This is a genomic window from Paenisporosarcina sp. NPDC076907 (assembly GCF_050269735.1).
Taxonomy (GTDB): domain Bacteria; phylum Bacillota; class Bacilli; order Bacillales_A; family Planococcaceae; genus Paenisporosarcina.
In genome coordinates, this window is record NZ_JBNNIX010000001.1 from 24,335 (window position 1) to 37,045 (window position 12,711).

Genomic DNA, 12,711 nt, shown 5'->3' on the forward strand with positions numbered 1-12,711 from the left:
GTTAGTCGACTTGTCGGCTGACCCTTTTTTAAAATCTCTTAGATAACTGAGGAGAGTTCGCATGAAATTATTTGTCTATGGAACGTTGTTGCATGGAGAGTGCAATCATCATGTTCTCGAAGAGGCTAAACTATTATTTAAAGGTCTAACTCTTCAAGCAATTATGTACGATACAGGAAATGGTTATCCAGCAATCGAGCTATCCCAAGAATCACTTATAATTGGAGATGTTTATGAAGTGCCTGATTATATATGGGCAAGTCTAGATGAGCTGGAAGGATATACAGGGGATCCTGATAAGGATCTCTACTCTAAACAAATGGTTCACATACAATCGAAAGAAAGCGTCATGGATGTCGTTGTGTACACCGTATGTGATGAAACGATGAAGAAAGTCGTAATTCCATCCGGAGACTGGATTGCTTATCGAAAAGCTCATGACATAAAGTGAAGCTGCTCCATTTCGAATGGGAGCAGCTTTAATATTGTTCAAACACAAATAATTTTGGTCTTTCTGGATCATCCTTAATCCAAGCATCATTTCTTACAGTACGTAATTCCTTGATCATGGCAAAATCTCCTGCAGCACCGGCAATCAGCCAGGCACCTAATAAAGCAAGAAGCGGGCTATTGATGAAAATAGCAATGACAGCGGGTAATACACCTGTTATCCAAAATGGCAGGATTAACACTCTTTTCATTGCTTTATTTAGAACTGGTTCAGTAGTTGTCGCGTAGGCAACTCCAAGTTTCAAATTAAAACCGTAGTCAAGTGAACGCCAAGGCACTTTACCAAATAGGACAAAGCCGATTAGATGTGCTGCTTCATGCATAACAATGAACAGGATATATCCAAAGCCGAACAGGCATAATCCGAGCCAGGATGGTTGATAAGAAAAATCTTGATGCACAATACTATTTAATAGTAAGAGCCCGACACTTAAGACGACAGTTAATACTAAGCTTGTTTTTCCGATTTTTTGAATGTCCAAGTCAATGATTTTAGTGGGCGTATTTAAATCTTTCATATTTTCACCTCATAATAGGTAGTATAGCTGAAAAGCATAAGTTGTCTATTGAATCAGTAGTTGCACGTGGTAAGCGTGTGTGGTACAATCAATTGATGTGAGTAATGAACGTTACTTACTCCTTGCCTACTGTCAACAGTCAGGCCTAAGTCCATAAGGAGGTGCAAAAAGATGAAAAAGTACGAATTAATGTACATCATTCGACCAACAATCGAAGATGACGCGAAAAAAGCTCTTACAGCTCGTTTCGACGAAATCTTGACTACGAATGGTGCTGAAATCATCGAGTCTAAAGAGTGGGGCAAACGCCGCTTAGCTTACGAAATCAATGACTTCCGCGAAGGTTTCTACCAAATCGTGAAAGCAAACGCTGATTCAAGAGCAATCGATGAATACATCCGTCTTGCTAACATTAACGAAGATATTATTCGTTTTGTAGCTGTCAACGTAGAAGATAAATAAGAATTTAACTTCGAGTATACTCGAAACAATTTGCAGACGAGGGAGGTTGCATTCTGATGATTAACCGAGTCGTATTAGTCGGAAGACTGACAAAAGATCCGGAGCTTCGTTATACACCGAGTGGCGTAGCGGTTGCGCGTTTTACACTAGCTGTAAATCGTTCATTCTCTAACCAGTCAGGTGAAAAGGAAGCGGATTTTATTAACTGTACTGTTTGGAGAAAGCCAGCTGAGAACACAGCTAACTTCCTGAAAAAAGGTAGTTTGGCAGGTGTCGAAGGGCGTATTCAAACTGGGAGCTATGAAGGCCAAGATGGAAAGCGTGTTTACACGACTGAAGTCGTAGCAGATAGTGTTCAATTCCTTGAACCACGCAATAGTTCAGGCGGAGATCGTCCACAACAAGGACAACCTTATGGTGGCGGTTCAAACCAAAACAATCAATATCCATCTTATCAACAGAATCAATCACCAAATCAGCAAAACTATACACGTGTAGATGAAGATCCTTTCTCTTCTGGAAGCGGCCCAATCGAAGTATCAGACGACGATTTACCGTTCTAATTAGAAAAACGAAATGACTTTATATGCACAACCAAAATAAAACCAAACACTAAGGAGGCGAAACGATATGGCACCACGTCGCGGAGGCAAAAGACGCAAAAAGGTTTGCTATTTCACGTCTAACAATATTACGCATATCGACTATAAAGATGTTGATTTGCTTAAAAAGTTCGTATCAGAACGCGGAAAAATTCTTCCACGTCGAGTTACTGGAACAAGCGCGAAATACCAACGCAAACTGACTTCAGCAATCAAATTATCACGCATCATGGCATTACTTCCATTCTCTACTGAAGAGAGATAAGAAATGTTATGAACGCTCAAAAGACCGGGAAACCGGTCTTTTTTTAATGTCTTTGATTTTGAACTTTTGTTGCATCTTGTACGACATGATACAATAGAAGATAAAGTTGTCCATTTCCTCTCTAAAAAATCTCATAAGTAGTGAAAGAGAGATGACCAGTTAAATTAGTAGTTAATATTCACTAATGGTATAGGTTTGGGACATTGGATAATGAATTCATGTTTTTTAAGTTAGGAAGGATTTTGAATGCCAAATGATCAAACGAAACAGCTGACATTGGGTGCAATGATGATTGCGCTGTTTTCTATTTTGTTGGCTGTTTCTTTTTATGTGCCTGTTTTGAATTTGATTACCGCGCTCTTTATTGCTCTACCAATCGCGTGGTATAGTACCAAATTTACTCGATCAGCTTCCATTTACTTGGCTGCAATTTGTATAGGGATGTCCTATTTTATTGGTGGACTTCTGGCCGTTCCATTTGCACTGATACATGTCTTGCTTGGCCTCATTATAGGAGATACGCTTCGTTTGAAGAAAAGTAAGCTCTTTATGTTAATGGCTACTGGCATTGTGTTACTTGTAACAATTGTTATTGAATATGTAATCGTAGTCCTAGTTTTTAATTTTAATCCTGTAAAAGAAATGATGGCATACACGAAAGCTCAATATGATCAAATGGGTGCGTTTCTAGAACGTTATAATGCTTTGCCCAAAAATTATGATCAGACCATAGCGGATGCTTTGTTTATGTTTGAAACGGTCTTTCCGTCTCTACTCATACTAGGAGTTTTCACTTTCGTGTTAGTATTCATCAATATTCAGCTTCCGGTTTTGAAAAAATTAGGCATAGAAGTACCCAAGTTTCCGGCGATGAGACACATGCGGCTACCTAAGTCCATATTATGGTATTACATGATTGTGATGATTGTTACTTTGTTCGTGGATTTAGAACGAGGAACATATGCCTTTATGGTATTTGCCAACGCAACTCTGATCATCCGTTTATTGCTTACTTTACAAGGTATATCATTCATTCATTTCTACATACATGAAAAAGGCTGGCCAAAATGGATTGCCATTGTTGGAACTATTTTAGCATTTCCTTTACAATCGTTTACGTTACTTTTAGGTGTATTCGATTTAGGTTTCAATATTCGTTCATATGTCAAAGACAAGAACAGAAAGTAAGGAGCTGAACAAATGTCAGCATTCTTTAGAAAAAGACCGATTCGTGTCCCTTTATTTTTTCTATCATTGCTCGGCTTGATAAGCACGCTTTTGCTCCTATACTGGCAAATTTGGATAGGTAGTGTTCTTGCTGCTCTATTCCTTGTTGTCCTGGTCATTGGCTGGCAAATGGAGAAGCGTTTATACGAAGAGACCGAAAAACATATTGAAACACTCTCTTACCGGATGAAACGGGTAGGGGAAGAAGCATTGCTCGAAATGCCCATCGGAATATTATTGGTCAATGAACATTGGACCATTGAATGGGCGAACCCATACATGTCGAGAGAGCTTGAGTTTGATTCACTTATTGGCGAAGAGCTGTTTACGCTGTCAGATGAATTTCATTCACTTGTAAAGCAAGAAGATAATAAAGAACAGACAATCAGTTTGTCAGGGAAGAAATTTAAAGTGTTTTACAAACAAGAAGAAAAACTTCTTTATTTCTTTGATATTACCGAGCAAACAGAAATCGAGACGCTGTACTATTCAGATCGCAGCGTAATTGGTGTGTTGTTCATTGATAATTACGATGAGCTGGCACAGGGAATGGACGACCAAACGCGCAGTCAGTTAAATAGTTTGGTAACGTCTCTCGTCAATAATTGGGGAGCGGGCCATGGCATATACGTTAAACGGATTTCTTCCGACCGATTCCTTGCTGTATTGAATGAATCCATTTTACTGGAGCTTGAAAAAACGAAGTTTGCCATTTTGGATGATATAAGAGAAGCAACATCCAAATTAAATTTGGCGTTAACACTCAGTATTGGTGTTGGTGCTGGATCATCCTCATTAGTTGAACTTGGCGAACTTGCACAGTCAAGTCTCGATTTGGTACTGGGACGTGGCGGAGATCAAGTAGCCATTAAACAACCAAGTGGAAAAGTGAAGTTTTACGGTGGGAAAACGAACCCTGTCGAGAAACGAACGAGAGTCAGGGCACGCGTTATTTCACATGCGTTGCGTGATTTAATTCAAGATAGTGACCAAGTATTTGTCATGGGGCATCAATTGCCTGATATGGATGCCATTGGTGCTTCTATCGGGGTACGTAAAATGGCAGAGATGAATCAAATCAATGGCTATGTCGTAGTGGACTTTGATGGACTCGACCAAAGTGTAACCAGGTTGATGGAAGAAGTGAAAAACAAGCCACAACTATTTGAACGCTTTATTTCACCTGAAGAAGCATTATCCAAATTAACCGATCGTACATTGCTGGTTGTTGTGGATACACATAAACCGAGCATGGTCATTGATGAGAAACTGTTGAATCGTGCTGAAAAAGTAGTGGTGATCGATCACCATCGCCGCGGAGAAGAATTTATTTCGAATACAATGCTTGTTTACATGGAGCCATATGCATCATCGACAGCAGAGCTTGTAACAGAATTGCTCGAGTACCAACCGAAACATGATAAAATAACGATGCTTGAAGCAACCGCGATGCTTGCCGGTATCATTGTTGATACGAAGAGCTTTACCCTTCGAACAGGAGCACGAACGTTTGAAGCAGCCTCGTATTTACGTACAAACGGCGCAGACACCGTGCTGGTTCAACGCTTACTGAAAGAAGATATTGAAACTTATATAGAACGCTCAAAAATCGTCCAAACGGTTGAATTTTTCCGCGAAGGCATCGCGATCGCGCATGGGGAAGAATCAAATCTTTATAGCCAAGTCCTCATTGCACAGACCGCAGATATTCTACTAACGATGAAGGGTGTATCAGCCTCGTTTGTAGTTGCTAAAAAGAACAATGGAGACATAGGCATCAGTGCTCGTTCTCTAGGTGAAATCAATGTCCAGTTAATTATGGAAAAGCTCGGTGGCGGTGGTCATTTGACCAATGCTGCTTGTCAGATTCGTGATGGGGAGATTGAAAGTGCTATTGAACAACTAAAATTATCAATTATTGAAATTGTCGAAGGAGGCCAACCAACATGAAAGTAATTTTCTTAAAAGATGTTAAAGGCAAAGGGAAAAAAGGCGAAATCAAAAATGTAGCAGATGGCTATGCACATAATTTTTTACTGAAAAACAATTTAGCGACTGAAGCGAATCAAGCGACAATCAGCGCATTAGATGGTCAAAAACGTAAAGAAGATAAACATGCGGAGCAAGTGCATGAAGAAGCGAAAAAGTTAAAAGAGAAATTAGAGCAAATTACAGTTGAACTAAAAGCAAAATCAGGTGAAGGCGGCCGTTTGTTTGGTTCGATTACAACGAAACAAGTTGCGGAACAACTTCAGAAAACAACAGGAATTAAAATCGATAAACGCAAAATGGAATTAGACGATGCCATTCGTGGACTTGGCTTTACAAATATTCCAGTAAAATTACATCAAGAAGTAACAGCAACATTGAAAGTACACGTAACAGAAGAAGCGTAAGGAGAGACGTCAATGAGCGAGCCCATGATGGACCGGATACCCCCTCACAACCAAGAAGCCGAGCAGTCCGTGATCGGGGCAATCTTTTTAGAGCCTCAAGCGCTCATTACGGCTGCAGAAATACTGCAATACGAAGACTTTTATCGCGTGGCACATCAGAAGATTTTCCAAACGATGAACCGCCTCAGCGACCAAGGTAAACCGATTGACGTTGTAACAGTGACGGAAGAGTTGGCATCTAAGAAAGAACTTGAAGATGTTGGCGGACTTTCGTATTTAACGGAAATTGCAAATTCAGTACCAACTGCTGCCAATATCGCGCACTATGCGCGGATTGTTGAAGAAAAAGCATTACTGCGACGATTGATTCGAGTAGCAACCAATATCGTTGAAGACGGCTTTACCCGTGAGGATGAAGTCGAAGCCTTGCTGTCAGAAGCCGAAAAGAAAATGATGGAAGTTTCCAATCGTAAAAATGCGGGGGATTTCAGACACATTAAAGATGTGCTTGTCCAAACGTATGACAATATTGAACTTCTACATTCTCGTAAAGGTGACATTACGGGTGTCCCTACAGGTTTCCGTGACTTAGACCGCATTACAGCCGGTTTCCAACGGAACGATTTAATTATAGTAGCAGCACGTCCTTCTGTTGGTAAAACAGCGTTTGCCCTGAATGTAGCGCAAAATGTGGCAACGAAGACAGAAGAAAACGTAGCCATCTTCAGTTTGGAGATGGGTGCAGAGCAACTGGTCATGCGTATGCTTTGTGCGGAAGGAAATATTGATGCCCAAGTTTTACGTACAGGTGCATTAACTGCTGAAGATTGGCGCAAACTAACAATGGCGATGGGGAGTTTATCCAACGCAGGTATTTTTATTGACGATACACCGGGTATTCGAATTAACGAAATCCGATCGAAGTGCCGTCGGTTAAAACAAGAGTATGGACTTGGCATGATTTTGATTGATTACTTGCAACTGATTGTAGGAAGCGGGAATGGGAAAGAGAATCGTCAGCAAGAAGTCTCGGAAATTTCCCGTTCATTAAAATCCCTTGCACGTGAGCTCCAAGTGCCGGTTATCGCCTTGTCACAGCTTTCCCGTGGTGTAGAGCAACGTCAGGACAAGCGTCCGATGATGTCCGATTTACGTGAATCAGGAAGTATTGAGCAAGATGCCGATATTGTCTCGTTCCTATATCGTGAGGATTACTACGATAAAGAAACCGAGAATCAAAACATGATTGAAATCATCATCGCAAAACAACGTAATGGTCCGACAGGGACGGTGACCCTGGCTTTCGTAAAAGAATTTAACAAATTCGTTAACATTGACTGGAGCCAGCACCAACAACCAACCCCGGATTACTAGAAAAGCGGAAAGCGCTACTCAAGCTCGACACCGACGCTGGAAGGGCCGAATCGAAAGCCTGCTTTCGCATGAGGGCCTGAAGCTTAGGTGCGAGCTAGCGCTTGGAGCTAGACACAAAGAAATGCGTAGCAACAAATATCTCTACATTGTGATTGATGCAAAAACACGAACGATAAATGTCTGAAAACATTTTTCCGTTCGTGTTTTTTCTTGTTTTTGGTTGACTTAACTGGTTTCGGTTGATACAATAACACTGTTTGATTCAGGACGCGTGATAGCGTCTGACGGAGGTGCTGATTATGACATCAGTTGTAGTAGTAGGAACACAATGGGGAGACGAAGGTAAAGGGAAAATTACCGACTTCCTATCCGAGAATTCAGAAGTAATTGCACGTTATCAAGGTGGGAATAATGCAGGACACACCATTATTTTTGGTGGCGAAACGTATAAGCTTCATTTGATTCCATCAGGTATTTTTTATAAAGACAAAATTTCAGTAATCGGTAACGGTATGGTTGTCGATCCGAAAGCATTAGTGAAAGAGTTAAAAGGATTACATGACCGTGGGGTAACGACAGAAAACTTACGTATTTCTAACCGCGCACACGTCATTTTGCCTTACCACTTGAAGCAAGACGAAGTGGAAGAAGCTCGTCGTGGTGCCAACAAGATCGGAACTACAGGTAAAGGTATTGGACCGGCTTACATGGACAAAGCAGCACGTGTAGGGATTCGTATGGCGGACTTACTTGATAAGGAAGTATTTGAAGAGAAACTCGAACGTAATTTAGAAGAGAAAAATCGTTTATTCGATAAGTTCTATGAAACAGAAGGTTTTACAAAAGAAGAAATTCTTGAAGAGTATTACGGTTACGGGCAAGAAATTGCGAAGTACGTAACGGATACATCTAAAGTATTGAACGATGCACTTGATGAAGGTCGCCGCGTATTGTTCGAAGGCGCACAAGGCGTTATGCTTGATATCGACCAAGGTACTTATCCATTTGTAACTTCTTCAAATCCAGTAGCTGGTGGCGTTACAATCGGTGCTGGCGTTGGTCCAACGAAAATTCACCACGTAGTTGGAGTATGTAAAGCTTATACTTCACGTGTTGGAGACGGTCCGTTCCCAACGGAATTGTTTGACGAAGTCGGGAACCAAATTCGTGAAGTCGGTAAAGAATATGGTACTACAACTGGTCGTCCACGTCGCATTGGTTGGTTTGACAGTGTGGTCGTACGTCATGCACGTCGTGTGAGCGGATTAACAGATTTAACCGTCAACTCGATTGATGTTTTGACTGGCTTAGAAACAGTTAAGATTTGTACAGCTTACCGTTACAACGGGGAATTAATTACAGAATATCCAGCGAACTTACGTATGCTGGCTGACTGTGAACCTGTTTACGAAGAATTGCCAGGCTGGAGTGAAGATGTGACATCTTGTAAATCGCTTGATGAACTTCCGGAAAATGCGAGACACTATCTGGAACGCATTTCACAATTAACTGGTGTACCAATTTCGATTTTCTCTGTAGGACCAGATCGGAATCAAACAAATATCATTGCGAGCGTTTGGCGCTAAATATTACTGAACGGGAAAAGGAAACTTTTCCCGTTCTTTTTTCGTATGTAGAAGTAATGTGAATTTTCATGCGATTTGAGGTGGGAAATGAAGAAGTTTTGGTTTTGGGGGGCACTACTAGCAATCATTGCGTCTTAGCTATCGATGCGTTTGTTGCATGGGAAGGGCAAACGGCTGTTGGGCAGCCTTTCACGTCGTTCTTTTCCTTGCTTCATATACCACAGCTGACAGATGAAGACTTAAAGAACCTGATGAAGAATGAGGTGAATGATGGCACATAGAAGAGCATTCAAGTATATGATTGGCGGTTTTTTGTTGGTGTTGATTGATATTCATAATTTCGATATTCTCCCTGATCCAATAGGGTATATGATGATTGCATCAGGTATTCATCAACTGGGCGCAAGGCAACCAAACGCATTAAGAGCAGAAATAACGGCGTATCTCTTGATGGCTTTGTCTATTCCAACTCTTTTTTTATCAGGTCAATTACTTAATCCAATGCAAATTAATAGCACAGGTTGGGTCGCATATGGCTTGAGCGTTACGGTAACAAACTTAATTTTAATTTATTTCGTGTTTCGGATGCTGATACATGAAGTGGATTATCCAATTGAAACTGCTGAAAAACCAAATCGCACAAGAAAATTAATGATAGTTTATATGGCTATTTCACTGAGTTCTGCATTTATTCAGCCCTTTTTAATCCATATGAAACAGGGTGTCCAGTCATCAATTTTGGTGGCTACTATTGTGCTAACATTGGCTGTACATATCGCCTTTATCGTCCATCTCCGTACTCTGCAAAAGACGTTTCCGGTAAGGGATATCCAATAGAATCACACAATTAAAAATGCGTTGCCCGTATACTATTGGGCAACGCATTTTTGTTATTAGTGGATATTGCGTTTCTTAAATCGACCGCCACGTACTTCGGCTATATTGCCAATGGCCACAAATGCTTGTGTATCAATATCTTCTACAATCGTTTTTAATTTGGCTTCTTCCAAACGGGTAATGACGGTAAAAATGATTTTTTTATCATCGCCAGTGTAGGCGCCTTCACCATGTAAATAAGTGACGCCACGTCCGAGACGATCCATAATGGCTTCGCCGACTTCATCAACGAAATCACTAATGATGTAGACCGATTTTGATTCATCCATGCCTTGAATGACAATATCAATTGTCTTATAAGCAATGAAATAAGCGAGTACAGAATACATGGCTTGTTCCCACGTAAATACAAAACCTGCAATAGTAAAGATCATTAAGTTGAAGAACATGATGATTTCCCCAACAGAGAAAGCAGATTTCGTGCTGAACAAAATGGCCAATATTTCCGTTCCATCTAATGATCCACCGTATCGGATGACAAGACCTACGCCAATGCCGAGCACGATGCCACCAAAAACAGTAGCAAGTAGTAAGTCATCTGTAAAACGGGCAACAGGATGTAAAAAGTATGTACATATTGAAAGAACCGTAATTCCTAAAACAGTAGACAAAGCGAATGTTTTACCAATTTGTTTATAACCGATAAAAAAGAAAGGAATATTCAAAAGGAAGATAAATAGTCCGATTTGAAGATCTGTTAAATGAGACAAAATGATGGAAATACCTACAATTCCACCATCTAATAATTGATTGGGAACGAGGAATAATTCAATACCCATAGCCATAAATACGGCACCGACAATAATCATGATAATACGTTTAGCGATGACGGCTTTTGATGCCCTTCGATGTGAAGAGGAGGGTTTTGGAATTACTTGTCGCTGGAGTTGTTCATCAGTCAAGTGGAAAACCTCTTTTCGCATTATATACACTAATTATACCCTAATTCGGATTTTACAGGTAGAAAGTCAACCTGAGGGGGAGCAAATGACAAAAATCTACTTTAAAAAAGAATGAAGAGGGTATAAAGGTAGAATTTAAAAGTGGAATTTTCGAATAATTTAAGAGAAAAGGCTATTTTAATTTACAAATACAGACAATTAAATGCAATTGATGGTAGGAATGAGTCATTTTCTTTACATTATGCCATTTCTTTACCAGTACGAAATAGGATGTGTTAAATTAAAGGGGCGTGAAATTTTTCACAATAAAAGAACCATTCGTTTTACGGATGAAATTTTGAGAGGGGCTTTATCATGCATTTGAAAAGGAATACTGGTGATGGGAAGAAGATTTCATCCGACCGCAAGCCAAACCGCACATCAAATATAATGAAAAAAGCAGCCATAACAGCAGTGCTTGCTTCAAGTTTTACATTTAATATCGGTTTTGCAAAAGACAATGAGGGAAGTCAATTGCAGGAAATTTTTCATATATATGCTAGTGGCGAATATGTAGGTACGGTTTCAGATGAAAAAGCAGTAAAAGAGCTTGTAAACGAAAAGATTACTGAGTCAAGCTCCCAGTACGATGATCTCAATCTAAGTGGATCAAATTTATCCATTGTCTCAGAACAAGTTTTTAATTCAGAAACAAATGATGCGAAAACATTAGACAAGCTAGACAAGTTAGTAACTGTCGCAGCAGATGCATTTGCATTGTCCGTTAATGACGAGATTGCCGTCTACGTCAAAGACTTGGAATCGTATCATGAAGTTGTGCGCAAACTCAAACTTCAAACTGTTACTGAAAAAGAACTCACCGAATTGGAAGCTCGAAAAGATTCTACTGATTCTTTACCACCATTGAAGAACAATGAAACACGAATTTTGGATATTAATATTAAAGAATCGATTTCTGGAGTAACGAAACAAACAAAACCAGAAAAAATCTTAACTGTGGATCAAGCAGTGAAAAGTCTTCAAAAAGGTGCAGTGGAAGAGAAAACATATACTGTACAATCGGGTGACGTGTTCAGCAAAATAGCAGCAACACACAATTTGACTACAGCAGAGTTGTCAAAGCTGAACAAAGGATTAAATGAAAATAGCTCTCTTCAAATAGGAGAGAAATTGAAAGTAACATCCTTAAAACCTCTAGTAAACATTGAAGTTGTGCGAGAGAAAAAAGTGACAGAAGCTGTTCAATTTGAAAACCAAGTACGCGAATCAAAAGACATGCTTAAAGGTGATTCTAAAGTCATTCAAGAAGGCAGCAACGGCGCCAAAGAACTGACATACGAAATCCGAGAGCAAAACGGCACACTCGTGGGTAAATCAATTAAAAATGAAGCGGTTGTAAAAGACGTGAAAAATAGTATTGTCTTAAAAGGTATTAAAGTCGTACCATCTCGTGGGTCAGGGAAGTTCGCATGGCCAGCAGAAGGTGGCTACATATCGAGTGAGATGGGTCAACGATGGGGACGAATGCACCGCGGAATTGATATTGCAAGACCAAGTGGTTTTGCGATAAAAGCTGCTGATAACGGTGTTGTGAAGTTCGCTGGAGCAGACGGAACATTCGGTAACAAAGTGGTCATCGACCATAAAAATGGTTATGAAACAACATATGCTCATTTAGCATCAATTAATGTCAATGTGGGACAAACTGTTCCTGTCGGCTCAAAAATAGGTGTGATGGGTTCAACTGGAAGATCTACAGGAACACATTTGCACTTCGAAGTGGAACATAATGGAGTTAATGTGAATCCTCTTAAATTTTTAAAGAGATAATATCCTCTTAACCGGTCAATTCGACAGAATTGGCCTTTTTTTTATATACATCGACAAGGTAGTGGTATTTTCTAAATAATCTTGTCGAAATATTGCCCGGGAAATATTCACCACACCGATTCCTTTAGCCCATAGGTGCGCA

General features: G+C 40.1%; 14 protein-coding genes. 12 read left to right on the forward strand and 2 right to left on the reverse strand.

Features of this window, described 5'->3' with window-relative positions:
• The first annotated feature begins 61 nt into the window (after nt 1-61).
• Nucleotides 62-451 (forward strand): gamma-glutamylcyclotransferase family protein, encoded by a 390-nt coding sequence (locus ACQKEV_RS00120; protein ID WP_427442211.1) that lies wholly within the window; start codon nt 62-64, stop codon nt 449-451.
• 28 nt (nt 452-479) lie between these two features.
• On the opposite strand, the gene ACQKEV_RS00125 is transcribed toward ACQKEV_RS00120, so the two are convergent.
• Nucleotides 480-1,028: a DUF3267 domain-containing protein gene (locus ACQKEV_RS00125; protein ID WP_427442213.1), complete on the reverse strand. Its 549-nt coding sequence runs from the start codon at nt 1,026-1,028 to the stop codon at nt 480-482.
• A 171-nt stretch (nt 1,029-1,199) separates the two neighbouring features.
• Here ACQKEV_RS00125 and rpsF point away from each other — a divergent pair, with 171 nt between their 5' ends.
• The 10 genes from rpsF to ACQKEV_RS00175 all read left to right on the forward strand — a co-directional run bounded on the left by rpsF (nt 1,200) and on the right by ACQKEV_RS00175 (nt 9,777).
• A complete protein-coding gene (gene rpsF / locus ACQKEV_RS00130) occupies nt 1,200-1,490 on the forward strand; it encodes a 30S ribosomal protein S6 (protein WP_016428923.1) in 291 nt (96 codons plus the stop codon).
• A gap of 56 nt (nt 1,491-1,546) precedes the next feature.
• Nucleotides 1,547-2,053, forward strand: a complete 507-nt coding sequence (ssb, locus tag ACQKEV_RS00135) for a single-stranded DNA-binding protein (protein ID WP_016428922.1) — start codon at nt 1,547-1,549, stop codon at nt 2,051-2,053.
• Between the two features lie 67 nt (nt 2,054-2,120).
• Nucleotides 2,121-2,357: a 30S ribosomal protein S18 gene (gene rpsR / locus ACQKEV_RS00140; protein ID WP_016428921.1), complete on the forward strand. Its 237-nt coding sequence runs from the start codon at nt 2,121-2,123 to the stop codon at nt 2,355-2,357.
• Nucleotides 2,358-2,603: 246 nt separating this feature from the next.
• On the forward strand, nt 2,604-3,545 hold the full coding sequence (locus ACQKEV_RS00145; RefSeq protein ID WP_427442216.1) for a YybS family protein: 942 nt from the start codon (nt 2,604-2,606) through the stop codon (nt 3,543-3,545).
• Between the two features lie 12 nt (nt 3,546-3,557).
• Nucleotides 3,558-5,534 carry a DHH family phosphoesterase gene (locus ACQKEV_RS00150; RefSeq protein ID WP_427442218.1) on the forward strand — a complete coding sequence of 659 codons (1,977 nt, stop codon included), beginning with the start codon at nt 3,558-3,560 and terminating at the stop codon, nt 5,532-5,534.
• Nucleotides 5,531-5,980 (forward strand): 50S ribosomal protein L9, encoded by a 450-nt coding sequence (rplI, locus tag ACQKEV_RS00155; RefSeq protein ID WP_427442220.1) that lies wholly within the window; start codon nt 5,531-5,533, stop codon nt 5,978-5,980. Before ACQKEV_RS00150 ends, rplI begins: the two co-directional genes overlap by 4 nt.
• Nucleotides 5,981-5,992: 12 nt before the next feature.
• Nucleotides 5,993-7,354 (forward strand): replicative DNA helicase, encoded by a 1,362-nt coding sequence (gene dnaB / locus ACQKEV_RS00160; protein WP_269927456.1) that lies wholly within the window; start codon nt 5,993-5,995, stop codon nt 7,352-7,354.
• Between the two features lie 299 nt (nt 7,355-7,653).
• On the forward strand, nt 7,654-8,940 hold the full coding sequence (locus tag ACQKEV_RS00165; protein WP_424472859.1) for an adenylosuccinate synthase: 1,287 nt from the start codon (nt 7,654-7,656) through the stop codon (nt 8,938-8,940).
• A gap of 68 nt (nt 8,941-9,008) precedes the next feature.
• A complete protein-coding gene (locus tag ACQKEV_RS00170) occupies nt 9,009-9,221 on the forward strand; it encodes a hypothetical protein (RefSeq protein ID WP_427442222.1) in 213 nt (70 codons plus the stop codon).
• Nucleotides 9,211-9,777 carry a hypothetical protein gene (locus ACQKEV_RS00175; RefSeq protein ID WP_427442224.1) on the forward strand — a complete coding sequence of 189 codons (567 nt, stop codon included), beginning with the start codon at nt 9,211-9,213 and terminating at the stop codon, nt 9,775-9,777. The genes ACQKEV_RS00170 and ACQKEV_RS00175 overlap by 11 nt, the downstream gene beginning before the upstream one ends.
• Before the next feature lie 56 nt (nt 9,778-9,833).
• Here ACQKEV_RS00175 and ACQKEV_RS00180 read toward each other — a convergent pair whose 3' ends face one another.
• The gene (locus tag ACQKEV_RS00180) at nt 9,834-10,739 is read right to left on the reverse strand and encodes a YitT family protein (protein WP_427442226.1); all 906 of its coding nucleotides are present in this window, start codon (nt 10,737-10,739) and stop codon (nt 9,834-9,836) included.
• 354 nt (nt 10,740-11,093) lie between these two features.
• On the opposite strand from ACQKEV_RS00180, the gene ACQKEV_RS00185 reads away from it, so the two are divergent.
• Nucleotides 11,094-12,569, forward strand: coding sequence for a peptidoglycan DD-metalloendopeptidase family protein (locus ACQKEV_RS00185; protein WP_427442228.1), 1,476 nt, complete (start codon nt 11,094-11,096; stop codon nt 12,567-12,569).
• Nucleotides 12,570-12,711: the final 142 nt, after the last annotated feature.

Excerpts from the sequence above, each read along its gene's own strand:
- ACQKEV_RS00120 (WP_427442211.1), top strand. The coding sequence starts at position 62 with ATGAAATTATTTGTCTATGGAACGTTGTTGCATGGAGAGTGCAATCAT.
- ACQKEV_RS00125 (WP_427442213.1), bottom strand. The coding sequence starts at position 1,028 with ATGAAAGATTTAAATACGCCCACTAAAATCATTGACTTGGACATTCAA.
- rpsF (WP_016428923.1), top strand. The coding sequence starts at position 1,200 with ATGAAAAAGTACGAATTAATGTACATCATTCGACCAACAATCGAAGAT.
- ssb (WP_016428922.1), top strand. The coding sequence starts at position 1,547 with ATGATTAACCGAGTCGTATTAGTCGGAAGACTGACAAAAGATCCGGAG.
- rpsR (WP_016428921.1), top strand. The coding sequence starts at position 2,121 with ATGGCACCACGTCGCGGAGGCAAAAGACGCAAAAAGGTTTGCTATTTC.
- ACQKEV_RS00145 (WP_427442216.1), top strand. The coding sequence starts at position 2,604 with ATGCCAAATGATCAAACGAAACAGCTGACATTGGGTGCAATGATGATT.
- ACQKEV_RS00150 (WP_427442218.1), top strand. The coding sequence starts at position 3,558 with ATGTCAGCATTCTTTAGAAAAAGACCGATTCGTGTCCCTTTATTTTTT.
- rplI (WP_427442220.1), top strand. The coding sequence starts at position 5,531 with ATGAAAGTAATTTTCTTAAAAGATGTTAAAGGCAAAGGGAAAAAAGGC.
- dnaB (WP_269927456.1), top strand. The coding sequence starts at position 5,993 with ATGAGCGAGCCCATGATGGACCGGATACCCCCTCACAACCAAGAAGCC.
- ACQKEV_RS00165 (WP_424472859.1), top strand. The coding sequence starts at position 7,654 with ATGACATCAGTTGTAGTAGTAGGAACACAATGGGGAGACGAAGGTAAA.
- ACQKEV_RS00170 (WP_427442222.1), top strand. The coding sequence starts at position 9,009 with ATGCGATTTGAGGTGGGAAATGAAGAAGTTTTGGTTTTGGGGGGCACT.
- ACQKEV_RS00175 (WP_427442224.1), top strand. The coding sequence starts at position 9,211 with ATGGCACATAGAAGAGCATTCAAGTATATGATTGGCGGTTTTTTGTTG.
- ACQKEV_RS00185 (WP_427442228.1), top strand. The coding sequence starts at position 11,094 with ATGCATTTGAAAAGGAATACTGGTGATGGGAAGAAGATTTCATCCGAC.